The organism is Latilactobacillus fragifolii (genome assembly GCF_905332535.1).
Lineage (GTDB): Bacteria > Bacillota > Bacilli > Lactobacillales > Lactobacillaceae > Latilactobacillus > Latilactobacillus fragifolii.
This window is the reverse complement of record NZ_CAJOCF010000003.1, coordinates 91,244-114,554: the sequence shown is the minus strand read 5'-3', so window position 1 is coordinate 114,554 and position 23,311 is coordinate 91,244. Positions and strand designations below refer to the sequence as shown.

Here is a 23,311-nt window from a genome sequence, read left to right as displayed (position 1 = left end):
CAAAAAGTTTAAGGGGTTTAGAAGTAATGCAAAGAAGTAGCGGCCAGTTTCAAACTAATCGATACTCAATGCGCATTACGCTTGATTAGTTTTTTCAGCACTAGTGCCGTGACTAATGAAGTGACCAGGGCACTGGTTACAGTGAGCATCATCATATTAGGCTTGCTTAAAATGATAACTAAGCCACAGCCAACAATGGCGAACACCCCGATAGCAGTTGATTTGGTTAATTTGAATTGAAGACGATTATAGTAACTAGCAATAATAATTCCGCTGTAAAATAGCAATAATCCGCTATATAAATAGATTGTGGCAAAAAGTTTATTAGCGATCCGATCATCGATAAAGTGAAGCGCGACGGTGATTAAACTAATGCCAAACAGGATTAAATAATGGAGATAGATCAGTAAATTACCAGTTTCATTTGGGCGTTGGGTTTCAATTAGATGGTCAAACTCTGTAATATAGGTGAAAAATAGATTTGCAACAATCATAAAAATTAAAATGGACCAGATTGAAAAGTGTTCTGGCGTAAAGTAAGGCGCAATTCCGACAATCGTTTCGCCAAACGTGATGATAATCAATAATGTGAGTCGCTCTAACAAATGGCTGAAGATAATCGGGTGTTTTTTGGTATAGGTACCAGTTAAACCGGGGGCAATCCAACTGATTAGTGTCCCAATTAAAGCAATATAAACACCGCTAATTGTGGGAATTAGCCCCCCAAGTAACAGTGAGATAGTACGAAAACCGAGAATTAGGGAAAAAATTGTCGCAATTTTTCGGTCATCAAGTTGGTTACTTTTACGATAAGTGATTAGATATTGTAGACAAAGGGTGAAGGATAATAAACTAGCAGCCAAGAAAAAACGTTGATGATTTTGCCATTTATTAAAACTATTTGATAGGTAAAGGACAATCATCATATCAGTAAAAGTAAATATAACGTCCGTCCAAGATGATTGTCCATAGCGATTCGTGTAGACCGTCTGGACCATCCATGAATTAATAAAAACAATGATTACTACTGCAAAAATTAAAAAGTTGGTTATATTCACCACGCCTTGGTCCAAGTGATGAATTAAATCAGTTGCTCTTGAAATCATATAAACGAAGACTAGATCGTAGAATAATTCAAGCATACTGACGGGTTTTGTTAAAATGTTATCCATGATGTTCACTCCAATTAACTTTGTTCAATGTTGACTTAAACGATAGTTCGCTAGGATGTTAAGCGAATGCTTTTTTAAAACGGCGGATATATTCAGAAGCCACTGCAGTGAGGACGCGATCTTTGCGCCACACTAAGCGGCAATGGGTTTGAATAGATGGCTCTAGGGGGATGAAGGTTGATTTGTCATTATCCCTATACTTAGTGACGCCTTCGATGACTAGTGCATTGGTTGTTTGTAATTCAACTAATGGCAAAATGTTATAATGTAAGTTATAGCTCCCAGTGATATTTAGGGTTTCTTGTGCTTGACCATACCAGTCAGCCAACATGCGCATCACTGCTGGACGATTGGGGAGTATCAAGGGTAATTCAGTGAAATCACTGGGCGTTATAGTTGATTTACTAGCTAAAGAGGCTGTTTTCGCCACTAAGAGGCCCCATTTTTCACCACGAGGTAATTGAATGGAAAAATATTTAGCGGTATTGATTGGTTCAATTAGGATAGCAACATCGATAAGCCCTTTGTCTAATTGATCAGTAATAAAATCGCCATTGCCAGTGATGATGGCGTAAGTAATGTTAGGATAATCATGGACTAGTTCGGCTAGTATTGTAGCCATTGTATCTGAATTATCCGCTTCAATACAGCCTATCCGGAGGTTACCGTTAAATAATTGTTGTTTTTGATCAATGAAGACTTGTTCGGTTGCTTGATCAAGTGCTAATATTTCCTCAGCACGGCTTTTAAGAAATAAGCCGGCCTCAGTTAGAACTAATTTATGGTGTGTTCGTGAGAAAAGTGGCGTGCCTAAATAGTCCTCTAACTCGCGAATTTGGCGACTTAATGTGGGTTGGGTCACATGTAGTTGTTTAGCAGCATTTGAAACTGATTCTGCGTTTGCGACTGTCCAAAAATACCGTAATAAACGAATTTCCATTTTTTCACCTGATTCCCAATAATATGCTTATTAGGCATATTATACATTAATATAAGTATTTTACGCATATTCAATTTGGCGTTAAATTATATATATCGATTTTGGATAACTTTTCATAATGGGTGTCACAGAGAGTTATAGTCAAAGAAAGAAGTTAATCAATTATTATTAAGGAGTGTTGACAATGAACAAAATATTAATTTTAGGCGCGTATGGTAAAACGGCGCAGCTAGTGATCGAACGTCTTTTAGCTGAGACTGATTTACAATTGCATTTATTTTTACGACAAGCTAATCGGTTAAGCAAATATGAACAAAATGAGCGCGTGACATTGATTGAAGGAGATGTCAAAAATACTGATCAATTAATTACCGCGATGAATGATATTGATTTAGTCTATTCGAATGTTGGTGGGACCGATTTATTTGATGCGACTAAGAGCATTTTAAAGGCGATGACAGTTGCGAAAGTCAAACGATTAATTTTTTATAGTGCATTAGGGGCTTATCATGAAGTACCAGGTAAGTTTGGTGCTTGGAATGAAACCGCCATTGCCGATTTTTTACCGGGTTTTAGACAATCAGCACAACTAATTGATCAACAACAAACGATTATCACAACGCAGTTACGGCCTGCTTGGTTGACTGATAAGGCGGAAATCGATTATGAATTAACGCAACGTGATGAAGCATTTAAGGGGACTGAAGTGTCGCGTGCCAGTGTGGCCGATGTTATTGTGAAGATTATTAAAGATCCTACGCAATATCAACAAGCTAGTTTGGGAATCAATAAGCCGGGAACAGATGGCGATAAGCCAAGTTGGTTGTAATATGCAAAACGAAATAATTGATGTTTTTGCGCATGTATTACCCCCGAAATTTTTAAAGCAGATGTTACAAATAGCGCCCCATGCTTTGGACACAGCTGAGTGGATGAAAAATCCCTTATTGTCAGACATCCCCAAACGAATAGCGACGATCGAACCCGGTCATCAAGAAATTATTTCTAATGTCAATCTCAATCCTGAAGACTTTGGCTCAGCTTCACAAGCTGCTGATTTATGCTATCAGGCTAATGAAGAATTGGCTCAACTTGTTCAAAAATATCCACAAACCTTTCCAGCAGCAGTTGCTATGGTTCCCATGAATAACATCCCAGCGGCTTTAAAGATAATTGATACACAAGTTGCGTCATCTTCAAAATTAGCGGGGATTCAGTTATTTACACGGGCCTTGAATCAATCGATTACCAGTCCTGAGTACGAGCCGTTATTTGCCAAAATGGCGACACTGGGAAAACCGATTTGGTTACATCCTATTTTTGATGAACGTAAACCAGATAATAACCTCACTTTTAGTTGGGAATACGAACAGACGCTTGCGATGGATGCAATTGTGGCCCAAGGTTATTTCGACCGTTATCCACAATTGAAAATAATTGTCCACCATGCTGGCGCAATGGTCCCTTATTTTAGTGAACGTATTTTCCATATTCAAGGTCCAGAAAAGTATCAAGCCTTTAAAAAATTCTATGTGGATACTGCATTGTTAGGCAATCCAAGTGCGATTCAATTAGCAGTTGATTTTTTTGGTGTGGATCATGTTCTATTTGGAACCGATACGCCATTGGGAATCCCACCAATTGGGCCAACTAAAGTGATTCAACAAGCGATTGCGGCTACTGAATTATCACAACTTCAGCAACAACAAATATTATTTGAAAATTGGCACACGATTCAAAAAGGGGTTAAAAAGGATGAATGATTTAGCACAAACTACGCAATTTAAGACGTTAATTCAACCATTACTAGCTGATGTCGATCAAGCGACACGCGCCCATTTGACCAATGATCGGTTGTTCATCCCGCTAATTGCCATGGCGGTTCAAGGTCAGATGAATTTAATTCAAGCACAAACGCGTAGTGCATTCGAGGCAGGCATTAAGCCTGAAAAAATATTAGAAGTCATCTACCAATTGTCACCGATAATCGGGATCACAAAGGTTTTGGCGGCTGTTGAGCAGATTAACCTTACTTTCGAACAATTGAAGCGTGTTGTCCAAGAGCCCATCGCACAGGAGTCAGATCATTTTGGGGCTGAGGTGCAGGCTAAACTGTATGGCACTGAAATTAAACAGTTGCTCAAAGATTTGCCGGATAATGCAGGCCAGTTTATTTCAGAAATGTTAACCCAACACTTTTTTAATGATTTTTATCGGCGTAGTGAACTCAGTGTCAAAGAACGTGAACGGTTTGAATTATTAGCGCTGATTGCATTAAATGTTGATTTTCAAATTAAAGCACATGCTCGCGGCAGTCTCAAAGCAGGTAACACTGAAGCAGAACTAATTTGGTCAATCGTTCAGTTATTGCCATACATTGGTTTTCCCCTAGTGATTAATAGTGTTCAACTGGTTCATCAGGCGGGCCAAGCATTGGCTAGCGAGGCGAAATAATTAAGCACCAGCGCCTAATCCGCTTTTTCGTTGGTCATTCGCGATAGTAGTGGTGAGTCTTTTGATATGAACAAATGGCAACATTTAATCAGCAGATTAAAGGCCAACCTTATGCTGGAAACGTGATATTTTTAACGGGAAATAGTGAACGCCATCTGATGAAGCCGGCGTTGATGGATATGATTACTGATTTTTTTAAAGCTAATTTATAACAAGGTCAGCCAACTCATGGCTGGCCTTTTAATTAACTTCGCCATTTGATAATCACCATTTCCGTGGTAGTCTGTATATAAAGCTATCAGATGGAGGTTAGGTAAACGTGGAAAATGGACGACTTAGACGCGCCAGTCAGTTTAATAAGACGCGGTTTCGCTTTGTAGGCAAGGGATTATTAGTTGGGGCGTTCACTGGATTAGTGGTCAGTTTATTTCGCTTAGCGATTGAAAAAGGGCTGGCCTTCATTATAACTATCTATCAAGGGTTAAATATGCATCCGTGGTACTGGGGACCATTGATTGGCGCTAATTTAGTGATTGGGCTGTTGGCCGCCCAATTACTAAAAAAAGAACCGAATATTAGTGGTTCGGGGATTCCGCAAGTTGAAGGACAGTTGGAAGGGGAGTTTGATTTCAATTGGTGGTCAATCTTGTGGCGTAAATTTGTTGGTGGTATTTTAAGTATCGCACCGGGGTTATTTTTAGGACGAGAAGGCCCGTCGATTCAACTGGGGGCTGCTATTGGGCAAGGGGTTGCCGCTAAGCTTAAAAATCGCGGGGCAGATCGGCGCATTTTGATCGCCAGCGGGGCAGCTGCTGGCTTATCGGCTGCGTTTAATGCGCCGATTGCTGGGACCTTTTTCGTATTAGAAGAAATTTATCATAATTTTTCACCATTAGTCTGGATTACATCGTTAGCGAGTGCGATTGCGGCAAATTTCATTTCGTTGAACTTCTTTGGTTTAACACCGACTTTACATATTACGTACGCGCAGAGCTTACCAATTAATCAGTATTGGCATTTGTTGGTCCTAGGTGTGATATTAGGATTACTAGGATACGCGTATCAAAAGGTATTGCTATGGTTACCGCAATTTTATGCAAAGATCCCCTTGCCAAAAGCGTATACCGGGTTAGTACCATTGTTATGTGTTTTACCAATTGGTTATTTTTGGCCGGAAATTTTAGGCGGTGGTAACGGTTTGATTGCACACCTTGGCCAAAATCTGCCGACGATTAGTGTGATTGCTGGTTTATTCTTATTACGATTTATATTTTCAATGGTTTCATATGGCTCGGGACTACCAGGTGGGATTTTTCTGCCGATCTTATCACTCGGTGCTTTAATTGGGGCCCTTTATGGACTTGTGATGGTTCAATTCGGCTGGTTAGCACCGATTTATGTCCCTAATTTAATTATTTTTGCGATGGGTGGGTACTTTGCTGGCATCGGGAAAGCCCCATTCACAGCTATTTTATTAGTGACTGAAATGGTCGGTTCACTCGTCCACTTGATGCCATTGGCGATTTTATCGTTAGTGGCTTACATTGTCGTTGATTTAATGGGTGGCGCACCCATCTACGCGTCATTATTACAACGTGCACTCGGTAAACCACAGCGTAAGTTGGCAACATTTTCTGATCGCTTAGAAGTACCAGTATTTGCTGGCGCACCGTTAGAGGATCGCCAAGTCCGCGAAGTGGATTGGCCGAAGACGTGTTTGTTAATTGCGATTGTTCGTGGTGAATCTGAACTGATTCCGCATGGCGATACGTTGATTCGCGCTGGTGATACGTTGATTGTGCTAACTGATCATCAACTACGAGCGACTGTACGGCGGCAAATTGAAGACGCTGCCCAAGCCTTACAAAATACGGATGAAAATCTCGTTAAATAATCGATAAAAAAGTGGTGATTAACTACTTTTTATGCTAAAGTATTAAAAGACAGTGTAGATAGAAAGGTAGGGAATTAGGTTGGAAAATCTTATCCTGAACTTATTATTAATCGATTCCATCTTGATTGTGATCGCAGTCATGATGCAGCCAAGTAAACAACAAGACGCTTTGAGTGCATTATCAGGTGGTTCTGGTGATTTATTTGGCAAGCAAAAGGCCCGGGGATTTGAAGCTTTCATGCAAAAAGTAACCGTTGTTTTAGGGGCTTTATTCTTCGTCTTTGCATTAGCTTTAGTGTACTTATCATCGCACTAATCCATGTGAGACGGGTCGAATTCTAATAAGAACGTTGATGCGGTCTCCTGTTGAATGGCAGGAGACCTTTTTAAATGAATTCAAGCAGGAATGACTTGGAGGTGAGCATATGACGTATCGATTGCCACAACCGTTTTATTTTGACGGCGGCTCAGTCGGAGTTGTGTTGTTGCATGCTTATACAGGCAGTGCTAACGATGTTCGTATGATGGGGCGCTTTTTGGAGAAGCATCAGTTAACGGTTTATGCACCGCAATTTGCAGGGCATGCAACGGCAGATCCAACCGAAATTTTAACACGTGGGTCTGTCGAGGCATGGTGGGCCGACACGGTGACTGCGGTTGAGCAGCTATCGGCGGTCAACAAGCAACCGTTATTTGTTTTCGGGTTGTCGTTAGGCGGATTGTTTGCCATGCGTGCGATAGAAAAATTACCACAAGTTTATGGTGGTGGGATTTTTAGTGCACCAGTCCTCGAAGGCCCGAGCGCTAAGTTGACGCCGCTTTTTGGACAATATGCCAAGACAATGATGCAGCTGACATCTGTCTCAAGCGTGACACAAAAAGCACGTTTGGCAACCATTGATCAGCGATTACCACAACAACTCACATCAATTGGCATCTTTAGTCGCCAAGTTGTGACGGACTTGAAACACATTAAAGATAAACCGATTTTCATCGGTCAAGGCGGGCAAGATCAAATTATCGATTCAACACAAGCCCAAGTTTTATACCAGCAATTAACGCAATCCAACATACCAGTTGATTATCATTGGTACCCACAAGCCGGCCATGTCATTACGGTCGATAATGCGCACCACCAATTAGAAACAGATGTCCTAGAATTTATAAACCGTTTTAAGAAATGAGAAAGAGGTGTTGATTTGACACAGGTTGAACAGATGAAAGCAGCAATTCTTGCGATTTTTAAAGCAGATGCAACGCAACAATTAAACGTATCCGAAATTAGTGAACGAATCGGCGTTGCCGGTTCACAAGGGTTTAAGGACCTAGTGAAGGTATTAGCAGAATTAGAAGGGGATAAGACATTGAATATGGATGATGCCGGTAAGTTCCGATTACCGGCAAGCAACCGCCTTGTTGAGGGGGTTTTTCATGCTAACGATCGCGGCTTTGGCTTCGTTTCAATCGTTGATAAGGAACCTAATGACCCAGATGTTTTTATTGCCCCACCAAATACGAACTTTGCGATGAATGGCGACACGGTTGAAGTAGCCATCATCAAAGAAGCAGAAGAAAATAACCGTCGCGGCCCTGAAGGAAAAGTGGTCAAGGTGATCACGCGGGGAATTGAAGAAATCGTCGGCGAATTCATGCCTTATTCAGACATCCAAAAAGAAAAGACAGGTTTGATTGGTTATATTCAAAGCCATGCCAAAAAATTAAGCAGTTATTTAATTTATCTGACCGATAATGGCTTACATCCACAAAAAGGCGATATGGTGCAAGTCGATATTACGTCATATCCAAGTGTTAATACACCTGGTCAAATGCGCGGAATTGCTAAACAAGTGTTAGGCAACAAAAATGATCCAGGGGTTGACGTCTTATCAATCGTGTACCAGCATGATATTAAGACGGACTTCCCAGAAGAAGTTCGGCTTCAATCAGAAGCGATTCCAGATACTGTTTTAGAGGCTGACAAATTGGGTCGTAAAGATTTAACAGACCAAGATGTTGTTACAATTGATGGTGACGACTCTAAGGATTTTGATGACGCGGTTAACGTTAAGAAATTAGCAAATGGCAACTACTACTTAGGGGTCCACATTGCTGACGTGAGTCACTATGTTACTGAAGGCTCACCATTGGACGTTGAAGCCTTAGAACGCGGGACGAGTACTTACTTGACTGATCGTGTAATCCCAATGTTACCATTCCGTTTATCAAACGGAATCTGTTCATTGAATCCAGATGTTGAACGACTCGCTTTAACGTGTGAAATGGAAATCAATGAACACGGCGTGGTAGTGGATCACAAGATTTTCCCAAGTGTCATCAAGTCAACAGCGCGGATGACCTACAAAAACGTCAATAAGATCTTAACGGAGCATGACGCTGCCTTACGGGCACAATATGAACGCCTTGTGCCAATGTTTGAAACGATGTCAGAATTACATGAAATTCTCTTGAAGAAGCGCCATAACCGTGGGGCAATCGATTTTGAAGAAGATGAAGCAAAAATTATTGTTGATGAAAATGGTAAGGCCATCGACATTGAGTTGCGTCAACGCGGACTTTCAGAACGGATGATTGAATCATTCATGTTGGCCGCTAATGAAACGGTTGCTGAACATTATAGTACCGCTAATGCCCCTTTCTTATACCGGGTCCATGAAACACCAGATGCTGATAAGATGAAGAATTTCTTCGAATTTATCACCGCTTATGGGATTCAAGCACACGGTTCAAGTAAGAAAGTGACACCAATGATGCTTCAGGAAGTCTTGACACAAATTGAAGGGCAACCTGAACAACCAATTATTACAACCATGCTATTAAGAAGTATGCAACAGGCACATTATTCTGATGAATCTCTTGGTCATTTTGGCTTGGGTGCGGAATTCTACACGCATTTCACATCACCCATCCGCCGTTATCCTGATTTGATGGTCCATCGATTGATTCATAGTTATGCTACCAACGGCATGACCATTGAAGAAAAAGAAAAATGGGCACCTAAGTTACAACCAGTCGCAGAACAAACATCACTTGAAGAACGCCGCTCAATCGATACTGAGCGGGAAGTGGTTGACCTTAAGAAAGCTGAGTACATGCTTGATAAGATCGGCAATGAATACGATGCTGTGATTAGTTCGGTGACGAGTTTTGGGATGTTTATTGCATTACCAAATACGGTTGAAGGACTTGTCCACATTTCCCAGATGAAAGATGACTACTATAGTTTCGTTGAGAGTCAATTAGCACTTGTCGGTGAAAGAACCCATAAGATATTCCGCATTGGCCAGCCAGTTCGCGTAAAAGTTGCGAATGTTGACTTAGATGCGCATTCAGTGGACTTTGAATTATTAGCTAGCGAAGAAGTACCGTTAGCTTCTGCAGAAGTCTTAAGTCAGATTGAAGCCCGACCAAAGCGGCCAGTCCGGCCACGTGATCATGAAAAAGGTGGCCAACGGCGTGGTGATCAAAACAAAAATAATCATCCAAGACGCCCAGCTACGAATAAGGACTCACAAAAACGTACTTTTAAAAGTAGGTGATTGAATGGCAAAGAAACATCCTCAAAAACCAGCGAACTTAATTGCACAGAATAAAAAAGCTGGTCACGATTATAATATTTTGGAAACATTCGAAGCAGGCTTAGTGCTCACTGGTACCGAGATCAAATCGGTCCGTAAGGGCAAAATTAATTTACGTGACGGGTTCGCCCGGGTGCGTAAAGGGGAAGCCTATCTCGAAAACGTCCATATTAGCCCTTACGAACAAGGTAATCAGTTCAATCATGACCCATTGCGCAATCGAAAGCTATTGTTGCACAAGAAGGAAATTGCAAAAATTGGTGCCTTGACAAAGAATAAAGGGATTACCATTGTGCCGTTACGGGTTTATTTAAAACATGGTTTTGCCAAAGTTTTAATCGGCGTTGGCGAAGGTAAACGGGAATACGATAAGCGTGAAACACTTAAACGAAAAGAACAAGATCGGGAAATGGCGCGCGCGGTTCGGCTTAAAGGTTAGCGTGCTAATTAAAAATTTAAGCAGGAAGTTAAAAAGGCTATCACAAATTTTATTTTGTGTTAGCCTTTTTTATTGGCAGTATTTGATTTGTTAACGGTTACAAACACGGTTTTATTACACAAAAATTATAAATGTCTTCAAACTGTAATATAACGTCATTGATCTGAAATCTTCTTAAGGGGATTGTTGCGTATAATCAAATCTGAGTTATGAATGGAGGAGTTTAACAAGATGCGATTTAGAAAACTAGCGTTAGCTGTTGTTACCGGTTTAGTTGCAATGGTTACGATGGGCACATCTGTTAGTGCTGCCAGTTTGAGTGAATTACAAGCCCAAGAAAGCAGTACCCAAAAAAGTATTAATGATACGAATTCGAAGATTCAAGCTACTTTAACAAGTGTGAATGCGAAGTATCAAGAAATTAACGCCTTAAAGGAAAAGATTAAGGATAACGAAAAAAATATTGAACGATCACAAACGCTTTTAAAAAAGCAACAAGCAACATTAGCCAAACGCAAAAGTTATGCTAAGGAACGCTTACAATCACTTCAACGGACAGCTGATGACCGCAATGTTGTCAACGCACTATTGTCAGCTGATTCTTTGAGCGATTTCTTCAACCGGGCTTACACATTAACCATTCTTCAAAGTGCGGATAACCATAACATGGACGAATTAGCACAGAGTTACCGCGACACACAAGCGATTCAAAGTAAGTTACAAGCTAGCAAAACGGAACTTGATGAACAGCGTAGTAGTTTAGATCAGCAATCTGCTGAACTGGAACAACAAGTGGCTGGGTTAAAGAATAATTTAAGTCAAAGCCAAGCAAATCTTGCCAAAATTGCTAAAGAAAAAGCGGCAGAACAAGCACGGGAAGAAGCTGAAGCTAAAGCGGCTGAAGCAGCTAAAAAAGCGGCCGATGAAGCAGCACAAGCATCAGTTGCACCAGCTGCGGATTCAAGTGCTCAACAAGCAGCTTTAGCAAGCGCTGCTGATGGTAAGGCCGGTCAAACGATTCAAGTACAAGCGACTGCTTATTCAACTGCTCAAGCTGGATTAAGTCATTTTGGTGCTACTGGGATTGATTTAACTAAAAATCCGAACTGTATTGCCGTTGATCCGAGCGTTATTCCGTTAGGGTCACTTGTCTTAGTCCCTGGTTACGGGTATGCAATTGCTGGTGACACAGGTGGCGCGATTAAAGGCCATATTATTGATGTGCATTTCCCGACTGTTGCGCAATGTAAGAGTTGGGGCCGTCGGCATATTACAATCACAATTATTAAATAAGCTTAAAAACAGCCTTGGTCAAGGCTGTTTTTTTACCTAAAAGATTATTAGGGTAAAATAAATAATATTTAATAAAGGTTGTTACGACAACTCTTAATGATTATTGTTGATAATTATCCGGGAAAGCTAGTTGAAATATATAATTTAATACTATAGACTATTGATATCGCTTTAAGTCGAAGTACTGAATAATGTGTGCGTGAAACTTATCATTGGTTAATGATTGATGAGTTTCAGTATGTAGGAGGAATAGAAATGGATACAAATAATAACACCGATTTAATCGGTAGCACCTCAGCAGATTTTATGGAATTCGCAGGTTTATACCGGTGGTTAATTAACAATTTAAGCGATTCCATGAGTCGGGAAAGTCAAAAGTACGGTTTATCTTTTGATCAATTTTTAGTGATGCATGAGATTCAAAATGCTAATAATGAAACAACCAACAGTGCTTTGGCAGATAAAATGCAAGTGAGTCGTTCAGCGATTTCACGTCAATGTCGCTCACTACGTAAGATGGCCTTTATTGCGGAACAATCTGACGAAAATGACCAACGCATTCGGCGTGTTCATTTAACCGAAAAGGGTTTGGAAGTTTATCGTCACCTCTTAACCTATTACGTCGACTTGTACAAGGATTTACAAAATGAAATTGGCCAAGATACTGTTGACGCAACAATCGACCAAAGTAAGAAAATCTTTGGTCGGATGGCATCAATGAACATGGAGCGCCCAGAAGCAAAATAAACGTTACAAAAGGCTGCAAGCATTATTGCGGTCTTTTTTTATGCGCTTGCCAACGGTCGCGCATAATGACGCGCGTCACTTTCTTTGTTAGAATAGAGCTAGCCACTTTACGAATGTAGGAGGAACAATATGGGTTCTCAAAAGAAATTATTATTAGTCGACGGCAATAGTGTTGCATTTCGAGCATTCTTCGCAATGCATCAAGCTTTAGATCATTTCACCAATCAGGCGGGGTTGCACACTAATGCAATTTACGCCTTTAAGAATATGTTGGATATTATTTTGAAAAAAATTGAACCAACGCACGTGTTAGTTGCTTTTGATGCGGGTAAAACAACTTTTAGAACCGAACAGTTTGCCGACTACAAAGGAAGCCGTTCTAAAACGCCACCTGAATTAACGGAACAGTTTCCCTATATCAAAGAACTCTTGACAGCCTATGGGATTCAGTCTTATGAACTCGCCAATTTTGAAGCGGACGATATCATCGGCACGCTCGCTAAGCAAGCAGAAACTGATGGGTTTACAGTCGATATTGTTACCGGCGATCGTGACCTAACCCAATTGACGACTGACCAGACAACGGTCAACATCACTGTCAAAGGCGTCAATGAAATTGAAGCGTATACTCCTGAACACGTTCAAGCCAAACTCGGTTTAGCGCCAAGTCAAATTATCGATTTAAAAGGATTGATGGGTGATACTTCTGACAATTATCCTGGAGTGACCAAGGTCGGTGAAAAGACCGCCCTTAAATTGATTACGGAATTTGGCAGTATTGAAGGGGTCTATGAACATGTCGATGAAATGAAAAAGAGTAAACTGAAAGAACATTTGATTGAAGATCGTGACTTAGCCTTCATGAGTAAGACATTGGCAACTATTAAACGTGATGCTCCCATTACGATTGGTTTAGACGATGTGGTCTATAACGGGCCAGATATGGCTGCCTTAGTTGCTTTTTATCAAGAAATGAATTTCAAATCATTTCTAAGCCAATTAGATGTTGCTCCGGTGGCATCGACTGCCACCGAAGACTATCAATTTACGGTGTTAACTCTTGATAATATCGCCGATGTCGTGACAACGACGGAAAACGTTGCGTTTGGCATCGAAATGTTAACCGACAATTACCATACGGCCGACCTGATTGGTTTTTATATCGGCCGGCCAGACCATTGGTATGTTAGCGACGATGTGACGCTCTTAACAGAACCGGTTTTAAAAACGTGGTTAGAGGATGCGAAGCGGCCAAAAGCGGTTTTTGATGTGAAACGTAATCAAGTTGCCGCGAATCGCTTAGGAATTCACTTAGCGGGTGTTCAATTTGACTTACTATTGGCGTCTTACTTACTGAATACGACTAATAATAGTAATGATCTTGGAACGGTTGCGAATCTGCATCAATATCAGAATGTGCAAACAGATGAAACCGTTTATGGGAAAGGCGCTAAACGCGCAGTCCCTGTCGATTCAACGGTGCTCTATCAACACCTGATTCAAAAGGCAGCCGCTATTTACAAATTAGCACCACAACTCACAGCACAATTAAAAGAACATCAACAATTCGATTTATTCGTCGATATGGAATTACCCCTAGCGCTCGTTCTGGCTGATATGGAAATCACAGGTGTTCGGGTCGATGCGAGTCGGCTACAACAAATGGGCGGCGAGTTCAGCCAAACCCTTAAAATTTTGGAAGAAAAGATTTATGCAGAAGCTGGTGAGACGTTTAATATCAATTCCCCCAAGCAATTAGGGGTCATTTTATTCGAAAAGATGGGGTTACCCGTGATTAAAAAAACTAAGACTGGCTATTCAACGGCGGTTGATGTTTTAGAACAACTTAAAAAAGCGGCACCAATCGTGCAAACCATTTTGGATTATCGTCAAATTGCTAAGATTCAATCAACGTATGTTGAAGGATTATTGAAATCAATTCATCAAGATAATAAGGTACACACCCGGTATTTGCAAACCTTGACGCAGACTGGGCGCTTGTCATCGGTTGATCCTAACTTACAAAATATTCCAGTGCGGCTAGCAGAAGGTCGTAAAATTCGGCAAGCGTTTGTCCCAAGTCAACCAGGTTGGCAGATGTTTGCTTCTGATTATTCACAAATTGAATTACGGGTTTTAGCCCATATTTCAAAGGATGCTAATATGCAAGAGGCATTCAAGGAAGACCGTGATATTCATGCGAATACGGCGATGAAGATTTTCGGCCTATCTAGTGCAGACGAAGTTACGCCAGATATGCGGCGGCAAGCCAAAGCAACGAACTTCGGGATCGTCTACGGAATTAGTGACTATGGGTTATCACAAAACATTGGGATTACAAGGGCTGAAGCCAAGCGCTTTATTGAAGCGTACTTCGAACAGTATCCAGGTGTACATCAATTCATGCAAGATATCGTGAAAAAGGCGCGTGAAGAAGGCTACGTTGAAACGCTTTTCCATCGCCGCCGTTATTTACCAGATATTCACGCTAAAAACTTTAATCTGCGGTCATTTGCGGAACGTACAGCAATGAATACCCCGATTCAAGGGAGTGCCGCTGATATCATTAAGATGGCAATGATTTTAATGCAAGCTGAATTGAAAAAGGCAGGCTTACAAGCAAAAATGCTCTTACAAGTGCATGATGAATTGATTTTTGAAGCACCAGAATCAGAAATACCAATATTAGAAAAATTAGTGCCAAGTGTAATGGATTCTGCAGTTTCACTAGCGGTGCCGCTTAAAGTTGAAAGTGGCTTCGGGCCCACTTGGTATGACATTAAGAAATAAGGGGACGGAAAATGCCAGAATTACCAGAAGTTGAAAATGTACGCCGCGGGCTGGCGCAATTAGTAGTCGGTAAGACAATTCAAAGTATCACGATTCGTTGGTCAAAAATTATCAGTAATCCAGACGATGTGTTCGTTGAGGGCCTGACTGGTCGGCAGATTATCGGTGTTGATCGGCGTGGCAAGTATTTGTTGATTCGTTTTGATCAAAACCTAACCGTTGTGAGTCACTTGCGGATGGAAGGTAAGTATGAAGTTGATGATCAATCGGTACCAATGACTAAGCATACGCATGTGGTTTGGACGTTTACGGATGGTCAGCAGTTACGGTATCTTGATTCACGTAAGTTTGGCCGAATGCTATTAATTGAAACGGGGCAAGAAAACACTGTCGCTGGGTTGAAAGATTTAGGCGTTGAACCAACCCCAGCAACGTTTAAAAAAGGCGCCTTTTATCAGGCATTGCAGAAACATAAAAAAGCGATTAAACCACTGTTGCTAGACCAAAAAATTGTAACCGGTCTTGGGAATATCTATGTGGATGAAACGCTGTGGTTGAGTCGCATTCATCCAGAAACACCCGCGAATTTATTGTCAAAAGCAGAAACTGATCGCTTACATGATGAAATCATTACGGAGTTAGAGCTGGCAACCAATAACGGTGGGACAACGGTCAATACATTCTTGGACGCAGCAGGCCACGCGGGCGCCTTCCAGGAGATGTTGCATGTTTACGGTAAGAAAGGGCAACCGTGTGATCGGTGTCAGACACCAATCGAGAAAATTAAAGTAGCCCAGCGCGGTACGCATTTTTGCCCGCATTGCCAGATTAAGGAAGAAGCAGTTCAATGACGTATTTTCTAGGTTTGACGGGTGGCATTGCCAGTGGCAAGTCGACGGTTTCAGCACTGTTTAAAGAACAGGGCGTTCCAGTAATTGATGCTGATCAAATCGCTCATCAGATATTGGCGACTAATCAGGCGGTACAGGCCCAGTTACAAGCAGCTTTTGGAGTAGCAGTTGTTAAAAATGGGCAAGTTGATCGGCCTGTGTTGGCCCAGCAAGTATTCGGTAACCCAGAGGCTTTGGCCCAGTTAAATGCAATTACTGGTCCTGCTATTTTGACGGTCATTAAGCACCAGATGCAAATAGCGGCTGCGCCCCTTGTTGTGTTGGATGTGCCGCTGTTATATGAACAGCACTACGAACAGTTCTGCGATGGCGTTGCCGTTGTCTATGTTGAACGGGCAATGCAATTGAAACGGTTGATGGCACGTAATCAAATTACCGTAGAACAGGCGAATGCGCGGATCGATAGTCAATGTGATTTGGCGGCTAAAAAAGCGCGTGCGGATTTTGTGATCGATAATCAAGGCACACCAGCAATGTTGCGGCAGCAGGTTTTAGAGTTGCTACAACAGTTGTGTCATAAAAAGTAACAAAAGCGGTCAAACAGGATAATCTGTTCGACCGCTTTTGTTGTTTGGCAAAGGTGAAATGCCTTGTGTCTGATACATTTTTTATTTAGCCTGCTTGCCTGGCATGGTATACTACTGTTATACTAATTGTTTTTAAATGGATTGAATTTGAAATGAATTAATCAAAAGATAAGAAGGTGTCATTATGCTATGTCCACATTGTCATCAGAATAGTTCGCGGGTAATTGATAGTCGCCCCACGGATGAAGGGCGGGTGATTCGTCGTCGCCGTGAGTGTGAGAATTGCCGTTTCCGGTTTACAACGTTCGAACGAGTGGAACAAACCCCATTGTTGGTTATCAAGAAAAATGGTACGCGCGAAGAATTCAACCGCGATAAATTATTGCGTGGTCTGATTCGTGCTGCTGAAAAACGGCCCGTTACAATGGAGCAAATGACTGAAGTAGTTGATGAAGTTGAAAATAAGGTTCGCTCATTGGGTGAAAATGAAGTCTCTTCACAAGCGGTAGGAGAATATGTTATGCGCCTGTTACCCGATATTGATCAGATTGCCTATATTCGCTTTGCGAGTGTTTACCGCGAATTCAAGGATATGAATGTTTTTATGAGTGAATTACAAGAAATGATGAATAAAGAAAAGGCGAAGAAGTCGAATTAAGGAAGAGGGGTTAGCCGATGTCAGATGCATTTGAATTTTTAAGTCCAAAAGACGGTTTTTCAGTGACAAAAGCTAACTATTTGACCGACTTCGATCAAACAGTCGTCACTTACTTATATCAACCATTGATGGGGGCTGTTGCTTACAGTCTCTATCTTTTGTTATGGAGTCAAACCAAGAAAGAAACAGAACAGCATTTTCAAACACATGCGACGTTGTTAAATCTGTTGAGTGTTGATTTACCTGCTTTTTATGATAGTCGTAGTAAATTGGAAGCACTCGGTTTGATGCGGACGTATCAAAAAAACGAGAAAACGGGGCGTAAGTTGGTATATGAATTGTATGCACCACTGCAACCACAAGCTTTTTTTAACGATGATCTGCTAAGTGTGGCATTGTTCGAAGCGGTGCGCGAAACACGGTTTGTGGAACTGCGCGATTATTTCAAGTTACGGCCGGTTTACGCTAAGGATTATCAAGAGGTTACTAAGAATTTCTTGACCGTTTTTCATGTCCAAAACGATTTATTGACGACTACCCCAAGTAGTGTAGCTGAAACCAAGACAATGTATCAACAAAAAGCCGCTAAGACGCCGCAGTTTACGCCGGTTGAGTTACGGACTTTTGATTGGGAGCTGTTACAAGATGCAACGGCGCAATATCAGATTGATACTGATCAAATTCTCAAAAATGAGCAAGGCTTATTCAATCTCCATTATTTCTATGGCCTGGATGAGATGGACTTAGCGCGCTTGATTGGCTTGACGATGAATGTTGCCGACAGTACGATTAATATGGCAGCCCTCGAACAAAACGTTTTAAACAACTATACGCGGCGTCAAAGTAACCGACAAATGCCAACCGCTACCACCACCCAAAAACCATTAGCCGAGTTACAAAAAGAATGGCAAAAAGCCGGTTTTAACGAACAAGAATTGCAGTGGCTAACAGAGAGTCAAGGTTATTTACCAGTTGATTATCTCGAATATTTAAAACAAAAAAACCACGGCTTTGTCGCCAAAAATGAAATACGGGCGTTGAAAGACTTACAAAACCGCTACATCTTCAACAATGACGTCCTCAATATTTTGGTCGTTTACATTATTTCGCAATATGATGGGCTAACGCAGGCGTTAGTTGATCGGATTGCGAATCAATGGGCCCAGCAAGGGGTAAAGACGGCAGCGGATGCGATTTTACAAATCCGCGATTTCCAGACTAAACAAACGGCGAAAGTGCAAAAAAATCGCCAAACACGTTATCAAAACAAAGCTAAAAAAGAACCAGTGCCTAAATGGGCTAAACCAGATTATCAAGCGCCGAAAGAAACAACCACACCTGAGCATCAACATGAACTAGAAGCGGCTTTGAAAAAAATTCGTGAAGGGCGGGAATCATAATGGAAAATATGGGTAAAGATTTAACGGATTACATGAATCGCCAGAAGTTAAACCAACAGTTTAATAAGTTGGTCGAAGATGCCTTGAATGATTCCGATGTCCAAGCGTTTATTCAAGCCAATAAAGACCGCCTATCGCAAGAAACGGTGACGCGGAGTGCGGCTAAGATTTACGAATACGTCATCGAAAAGAAAAAGTTAGCCAATGGGCAAACCACTTTGGCACCTGGCTATGCGCCTAAGTTAGTCTTAAATAACCATTTTATCGATGTCAGTTATGAGCCTACGGCGAGTTTACTACAAGAGCGTGAACAAGCGGCCTTACATGCACGGGTTAAGTCAATCAATATGCCACGGGATATTGAACAGGCAAAGATTGATTCGTACGATCCAACCAATCGTTTTGACGCATTGATTAAGGCTACCGCGTTTATCGGGGCTTATCGGCAAGCACCAAATGATTTTCATCAAGCGTTATACCTCAGTGGGCAATTTGGTGTCGGCAAAACTTACTTGCTAGGGGCAATTGCCAATGAACTGGCGTTATCTGGGTTTGAAACAACCCTCATTCATTTCCCGACATTTGCAGTCGAGATGAAAAATGCGATCGGGCAAAACAATGTACTTGAAAAGGTCAACGTAGTTAAGCAAGCCCCGATTCTAATGATTGATGATATTGGGGCTGATGCAATGAGTGCATGGGTTCGGGATGAAGTACTGGGCATTATTTTGCAATATCGAATGCAAGAACAACTCGCCACCTTCTTCAGTTCAAACTTCACAATGGCTGAATTAGAGACACATTTGACGACTAGCAACCAAGGAGACGAACCGGTTAAAGCGGCCCGCATCATGCAACGTGTGCGCTATTTAGCGCAAGAAATTGAAGTTGGTGGTCAAAATCGTCGCCTACAACCTTAGTAATTTAGGCTTGCTAAAAAAGCAATTAAGTGTTTTAATAGAATCAATCAATGATGAAAGACACCTTTTAAATGAACCATCGCAGAGAGAAAAACATAGCTGAAAGTTTTTCACCCCCATTTAATTGACCACTTTCAAAGGCAATACAACTGATCGGGTCGTTTCCGTTATAGACGCTTAAAGTTGGAGAACCAAATGTTGGGGTCTCAATCTGGGTGGAACCGCGAAATTAATTCGTCCCTGAGCTGCACAATTCGTGCGTCTCAGGGACTTTTTTTATTGTTGATGACAAATTAGAAGGAGTGGATAGTAATGGCAGAGATTCAATTAACTTTTCCAGATGGTGCCCAAAAGGCATTTGAACAAGCAACAAGTCTTTTAGATGTTGCTAAATCAATTAGTACAAGCTTAGCTAAAAAGGCAATTGCCGGTAAATTCAACGGTGAATTAGTTGATTTACAGCAACCAATTTTAGAAGATGGGGCAATTGAAATCATCACTAAAGATGACAAAGCAACCGATTTGATGGCAATTTGGAATACGGCAGCCTTTGTTTTAGCTGCAACGTTGAACCGTGCTTATCCCGAGATGCAATTCGGCGAAGTACATGCAACTGAAGATGGCTTCTTCTATGATACCGAAAACGAAGCTGGTCAAGTAGCTGTGACCGACTTACCAGACATTAAAAAAGCAATGAGCAAGTTAATTCAAGCTGGCGGAGCAATCGAACGTGTCAGCTTAGACAAAGCTGCTGCTAAAGCACTATTTGCTGGGCAAACTTACAAATTAGCATTATTAGATGAAATGGAAACAGACCAAGTCTTAGTTTACAAATTAGGCGATTTTGCTGATTTTGGGTTAGCACCAATGCTAGCTAAAGTGAGCGACGTTAAGGTCTTTGAACTCTTATCGGTTGCCGGCGCTTATTGGCAAGGTAAATCAAGTAATAAGATGTTACAACGGATTTACGGAACAGCTTACAACAAACAAGCTGACTTAGATGCTGACTTACAGCGTCGTCAAGAAGCTAAAGAACGTGATCACCGTGTGATTGGGAACCAATTAGACTTATTCTTTGTTGATCCTAAGGTTGGTGCGGGCTTGCCTTATTGGTTGCCAAATGGTGCTACCATTCGACGTTCAATCGAACGGTACATCATTGATAAAGAAGTTGCCAATGGTTATGAACATGTTTACACACCAATTCTAGCGAACTTAGATTTGTACAAACAATCAGGTCACTGGGATCACTACCGTGAGGACATGTTCCCACCAATGGATATGGGCGATGGCGAAATGCTTGAATTACGCCCAATGAACTGCCCATCACATATCCAAGTTTACAAACACCACCCACGTTCATATCGTGAATTACCAATTCGGTTAGCTGAACTAGGGATGATGCACCGCTATGAAAAATCAGGTGCGCTTTCAGGGTTACAACGGGTGCGTGAAATGACTTTAAATGATGGACATACATTCGTTCGTCCTGACCAAATTCAAGATGAATTCAAATCAATTTTGAAATTAATGATTGAAGTTTATTCAGACTTCAATATCAACGATTATACATTCCGTTTGAGCTACCGCGATCCTGCTAATACCGAAAAGTACTATGCTGATGATGAAATGTGGAATAAAGCACAAACGATGTTAAAAGGTGCTATGGATGATCTTGGTTTAGATTACGTTGAAGCTGAAGGCGAAGCTGCCTTCTATGGACCTAAATTGGATGTTCAAACGAAGACGGCCATGGGCAACGAAGAAACACTTTCAACAATCCAGTTAGATTTCATGTTGCCAGAACGGTTTGAATTACAATACGTTGGTGAAGATGGCGAAATGCACCGTCCAGTAATGATTCACCGTGGTTTGGTTTCAACAATGGAACGCTTCACAGCTTATTTGACAGAAATTTATAAGGGGGCTTTCCCAACGTGGTTAGCACCAACCCAAGCGGTGATTATTCCTGTTAAGAATGAATTACATTATGACTACGCAAAGAACGTTAAAGATGCCATGGTTAAACATGGGTTACGGGTCCGTATTGATGATCGTAATGAAAAAATGGGTTATAAGATTCGTGAAGCCCAAACAAGCAAGATTCCTTATACATTAGTTGTTGGGGATCAAGAAGTGGCTGATGCAACGGTCTCAGTCCGTAAATATGGTGAAGAAAAGGCGAGCGAAGAAGCTTCAGATATGTTTATTGATGCAATTGTTGCTGAAGTTGGGAACTACAGTCGCGATGGTAAAGATCATAAAAAAATAAACCTATAAGCAGTTATTAAAACGTCCGAAATGTTATTTTGACATTTCGGACGTTTTTTTATTTTTTTAATTGCGCACAATTAAAAAAGCGGTATAATAAATATGTAAACGATTTCAATCGCTGATTAATTGGGAGGCGTTCTTATGATGACGGAAAAATATCAAGCAGGTTCAGCGGAGCAACCATTAGACATTATTAATCTCTATGACTTGGAAAAAGAAGCCGGTGAAGTTGTTCCTAAGGGTGGTTTTGGCTATATTTACAGTGGTGCAGGTGATCTTTATACCATTAACGAAAACATTACCGCATTTAATCACAAATACATCGCACCACGTGTTTTACAAGACATCGAAGATCCAGATACAACTACTGAAATTTTTGGCGATCACTTAACATCCCCGATCATCATGGCCCCAGTTGCAGCCCATAAGTTAGTGAATACTAAAGGGGAAGCAGCAACCGCTAAAGGGGTAGCAAATTATGGTTCAATCCTAACGATGAGTTCATTTGCCTCGGCAAGTATCGATGATATGGCAACCGCAGCCGATGGCGCACCACAATGGTTCCAACTTTACATGAGTAAAGACAACGACATCAATCGTAAGATTTTAGACGAAGCGATGGCACATAATGTTAAGGCGATTGTCTTAACAGCTGATGCAACAGTTGGCGGTAATCGCGAAACCGATAAACGCAATCATTTTACATTCCCAGTCGGATTACCAATTGTCGAAGCTTACCAAACGGGTGTGGGCCAGCCGATGGATGCCGTTTATAAGTCAGCTAAACAACGTCTGAGTCCTAAAGATGTTGAATTTATTTCAGAATACACGCATTTACCAGTATTTGTTAAAGGCATCCAAACAGCAGAAGACGTTGAAATCGCACTTCAAGCAGGTGCTAAAGGAATTTGGGTTTCAAACCATGGTGGCCGGCAATTAGATGGGGGGCCTGCAGCTTTTGATTCCTTACACATCGTCGCTAAAGCTGTTAATAAGCGGGCACCAATTGTCTTCGATAGCGGCGTTCGCCGTGGTCAACATGTCTTCAAAGCGCTAGCTGAAGGAGCAGATATTGTTGCAATTGGGCGTCCAGTTATTTACGGATTAGCACTTGGCGGATCACAAGGGGTGCAAAGCGTCTTTAACTATTTGCAAAAAGAATTAGAATTAGTCATGCAATTAGCGGGCACGCACAACATTGATGAAGTGAAAGCGACTCATTTAGTCGATAACCACTACGGTAATTAAGTATCCGTTAAATTAATGTGCGGGATTTTCTTGACTTTAAATGCCCAA

The 23,311-nt window shown here is 41.4% G+C and carries 21 protein-coding genes; 19 read left to right on the top strand and 2 right to left on the bottom strand.

Annotated elements, in window-relative coordinates:
• Nucleotides 1-65 precede the first annotated feature (65 nt).
• Together J7Q78_RS05150 and J7Q78_RS05145 are read right to left on the bottom strand one after the other, a co-directional pair.
• The gene (locus J7Q78_RS05150) at nt 66-1,172 is read right to left on the bottom strand and encodes a low temperature requirement protein A (protein ID WP_154242385.1); all 1,107 of its coding nucleotides are present in this window, start codon (nt 1,170-1,172) and stop codon (nt 66-68) included.
• Nucleotides 1,173-1,230: 58 nt separating this feature from the next.
• Nucleotides 1,231-2,112 (bottom strand): LysR family transcriptional regulator, encoded by an 882-nt coding sequence (locus J7Q78_RS05145; RefSeq protein ID WP_154242384.1) that lies wholly within the window; start codon nt 2,110-2,112, stop codon nt 1,231-1,233.
• A 184-nt stretch (nt 2,113-2,296) separates the two neighbouring features.
• Between J7Q78_RS05145 and J7Q78_RS05140 the strand changes: the two genes are divergently transcribed.
• From J7Q78_RS05140 to J7Q78_RS05050, 19 genes are all read left to right on the top strand, one after another.
• Complete coding sequence (locus J7Q78_RS05140; RefSeq protein WP_154242383.1) at nt 2,297-2,941, top strand: NAD(P)H-binding protein; 645 nt, start codon at nt 2,297-2,299, stop codon at nt 2,939-2,941.
• Between the two features lies 1 nt (nt 2,942).
• Nucleotides 2,943-3,875, top strand: a complete 933-nt coding sequence (locus J7Q78_RS05135) for an amidohydrolase family protein (RefSeq protein WP_235688060.1) — start codon at nt 2,943-2,945, stop codon at nt 3,873-3,875.
• On the top strand, nt 3,868-4,566 hold the full coding sequence (locus J7Q78_RS05130; RefSeq protein WP_208421947.1) for a carboxymuconolactone decarboxylase family protein: 699 nt from the start codon (nt 3,868-3,870) through the stop codon (nt 4,564-4,566). Before J7Q78_RS05135 ends, J7Q78_RS05130 begins: the two co-directional genes overlap by 8 nt.
• A gap of 74 nt (nt 4,567-4,640) precedes the next feature.
• Nucleotides 4,641-4,778, top strand: coding sequence for a hypothetical protein (locus tag J7Q78_RS05125; protein WP_208421946.1), 138 nt, complete (start codon nt 4,641-4,643; stop codon nt 4,776-4,778).
• Nucleotides 4,779-4,885: 107 nt separating this feature from the next.
• Nucleotides 4,886-6,460, top strand: coding sequence for a ClC family H(+)/Cl(-) exchange transporter (locus J7Q78_RS05120; RefSeq protein WP_154242380.1), 1,575 nt, complete (start codon nt 4,886-4,888; stop codon nt 6,458-6,460).
• Between the two features lie 79 nt (nt 6,461-6,539).
• Nucleotides 6,540-6,776, top strand: a complete 237-nt coding sequence (gene secG / locus J7Q78_RS05115) for a preprotein translocase subunit SecG (protein WP_004265318.1) — start codon at nt 6,540-6,542, stop codon at nt 6,774-6,776.
• Between the two features lie 109 nt (nt 6,777-6,885).
• On the top strand, nt 6,886-7,644 hold the full coding sequence (locus tag J7Q78_RS05110) for an alpha/beta hydrolase (protein ID WP_154242379.1): 759 nt from the start codon (nt 6,886-6,888) through the stop codon (nt 7,642-7,644).
• A gap of 15 nt (nt 7,645-7,659) precedes the next feature.
• Nucleotides 7,660-10,017 carry a ribonuclease R gene (gene rnr, locus J7Q78_RS05105; RefSeq protein WP_154242378.1) on the top strand — a complete coding sequence of 786 codons (2,358 nt, stop codon included), beginning with the start codon at nt 7,660-7,662 and terminating at the stop codon, nt 10,015-10,017.
• Between the two features lie 4 nt (nt 10,018-10,021).
• Nucleotides 10,022-10,495, top strand: a complete 474-nt coding sequence (gene smpB / locus J7Q78_RS05100; RefSeq protein ID WP_154242377.1) for an SsrA-binding protein SmpB — start codon at nt 10,022-10,024, stop codon at nt 10,493-10,495.
• Nucleotides 10,496-10,726: 231 nt separating this feature from the next.
• The gene (locus J7Q78_RS05095; RefSeq protein WP_154242376.1) at nt 10,727-11,788 is read left to right on the top strand and encodes a 3D domain-containing protein; all 1,062 of its coding nucleotides are present in this window, start codon (nt 10,727-10,729) and stop codon (nt 11,786-11,788) included.
• A gap of 255 nt (nt 11,789-12,043) precedes the next feature.
• On the top strand, nt 12,044-12,535 hold the full coding sequence (locus J7Q78_RS05090) for a MarR family winged helix-turn-helix transcriptional regulator (protein WP_154242375.1): 492 nt from the start codon (nt 12,044-12,046) through the stop codon (nt 12,533-12,535).
• 129 nt (nt 12,536-12,664) lie between these two features.
• On the top strand, nt 12,665-15,325 hold the full coding sequence (gene polA, locus J7Q78_RS05085) for a DNA polymerase I (protein WP_208421945.1): 2,661 nt from the start codon (nt 12,665-12,667) through the stop codon (nt 15,323-15,325).
• An 11-nt stretch (nt 15,326-15,336) separates the two neighbouring features.
• Nucleotides 15,337-16,176, top strand: coding sequence for a DNA-formamidopyrimidine glycosylase (gene mutM, locus J7Q78_RS05080; protein WP_208421944.1), 840 nt, complete (start codon nt 15,337-15,339; stop codon nt 16,174-16,176).
• Nucleotides 16,173-16,763 (top strand): dephospho-CoA kinase, encoded by a 591-nt coding sequence (coaE, locus tag J7Q78_RS05075; RefSeq protein ID WP_208421943.1) that lies wholly within the window; start codon nt 16,173-16,175, stop codon nt 16,761-16,763. The genes mutM and coaE overlap by 4 nt, the downstream gene beginning before the upstream one ends.
• A 184-nt stretch (nt 16,764-16,947) precedes the next feature.
• Nucleotides 16,948-17,421 carry a transcriptional regulator NrdR gene (nrdR, locus tag J7Q78_RS05070; RefSeq protein WP_154242371.1) on the top strand — a complete coding sequence of 158 codons (474 nt, stop codon included), beginning with the start codon at nt 16,948-16,950 and terminating at the stop codon, nt 17,419-17,421.
• Between the two features lie 17 nt (nt 17,422-17,438).
• Nucleotides 17,439-18,821: a replication initiation and membrane attachment family protein gene (locus J7Q78_RS05065; RefSeq protein ID WP_208421942.1), complete on the top strand. Its 1,383-nt coding sequence runs from the start codon at nt 17,439-17,441 to the stop codon at nt 18,819-18,821.
• The gene (gene dnaI, locus J7Q78_RS05060; protein ID WP_154242369.1) at nt 18,821-19,741 is read left to right on the top strand and encodes a primosomal protein DnaI; all 921 of its coding nucleotides are present in this window, start codon (nt 18,821-18,823) and stop codon (nt 19,739-19,741) included. Before J7Q78_RS05065 ends, dnaI begins: the two co-directional genes overlap by 1 nt.
• Nucleotides 19,742-20,053: 312 nt before the next feature.
• Nucleotides 20,054-22,021, top strand: a complete 1,968-nt coding sequence (gene thrS / locus J7Q78_RS05055) for a threonine--tRNA ligase (protein ID WP_154242368.1) — start codon at nt 20,054-20,056, stop codon at nt 22,019-22,021.
• 138 nt (nt 22,022-22,159) lie between these two features.
• A complete protein-coding gene (locus J7Q78_RS05050; protein ID WP_208422052.1) occupies nt 22,160-23,263 on the top strand; it encodes a lactate oxidase in 1,104 nt (367 codons plus the stop codon).
• Nucleotides 23,264-23,311: the final 48 nt, after the last annotated feature.

Bases quoted from the DNA above. Each gene is read 5' to 3' on its own strand.
- J7Q78_RS05065 (WP_208421942.1), top strand. From the start codon at position 17,439: ATGTCAGATGCATTTGAATTTTTAAGTCCAAAAGACGGTTTTTCAGTG.
- smpB (WP_154242377.1), top strand. From the start codon at position 10,022: ATGGCAAAGAAACATCCTCAAAAACCAGCGAACTTAATTGCACAGAAT.
- nrdR (WP_154242371.1), top strand. From the start codon at position 16,948: ATGCTATGTCCACATTGTCATCAGAATAGTTCGCGGGTAATTGATAGT.
- J7Q78_RS05110 (WP_154242379.1), top strand. From the start codon at position 6,886: ATGACGTATCGATTGCCACAACCGTTTTATTTTGACGGCGGCTCAGTC.
- dnaI (WP_154242369.1), top strand. From the start codon at position 18,821: ATGGAAAATATGGGTAAAGATTTAACGGATTACATGAATCGCCAGAAG.
- coaE (WP_208421943.1), top strand. From the start codon at position 16,173: ATGACGTATTTTCTAGGTTTGACGGGTGGCATTGCCAGTGGCAAGTCG.
- polA (WP_208421945.1), top strand. From the start codon at position 12,665: ATGGGTTCTCAAAAGAAATTATTATTAGTCGACGGCAATAGTGTTGCA.
- J7Q78_RS05140 (WP_154242383.1), top strand. From the start codon at position 2,297: ATGAACAAAATATTAATTTTAGGCGCGTATGGTAAAACGGCGCAGCTA.
- thrS (WP_154242368.1), top strand. From the start codon at position 20,054: ATGGCAGAGATTCAATTAACTTTTCCAGATGGTGCCCAAAAGGCATTT.
- J7Q78_RS05150 (WP_154242385.1), bottom strand. From the start codon at position 1,172: ATGGATAACATTTTAACAAAACCCGTCAGTATGCTTGAATTATTCTAC.
- J7Q78_RS05050 (WP_208422052.1), top strand. From the start codon at position 22,160: ATGACGGAAAAATATCAAGCAGGTTCAGCGGAGCAACCATTAGACATT.
- J7Q78_RS05135 (WP_235688060.1), top strand. From the start codon at position 2,943: ATGCAAAACGAAATAATTGATGTTTTTGCGCATGTATTACCCCCGAAA.
- J7Q78_RS05090 (WP_154242375.1), top strand. From the start codon at position 12,044: ATGGATACAAATAATAACACCGATTTAATCGGTAGCACCTCAGCAGAT.
- J7Q78_RS05145 (WP_154242384.1), bottom strand. From the start codon at position 2,112: ATGGAAATTCGTTTATTACGGTATTTTTGGACAGTCGCAAACGCAGAA.
- J7Q78_RS05130 (WP_208421947.1), top strand. From the start codon at position 3,868: ATGAATGATTTAGCACAAACTACGCAATTTAAGACGTTAATTCAACCA.
- J7Q78_RS05095 (WP_154242376.1), top strand. From the start codon at position 10,727: ATGCGATTTAGAAAACTAGCGTTAGCTGTTGTTACCGGTTTAGTTGCA.
- mutM (WP_208421944.1), top strand. From the start codon at position 15,337: ATGCCAGAATTACCAGAAGTTGAAAATGTACGCCGCGGGCTGGCGCAA.
- J7Q78_RS05125 (WP_208421946.1), top strand. From the start codon at position 4,641: ATGGCAACATTTAATCAGCAGATTAAAGGCCAACCTTATGCTGGAAAC.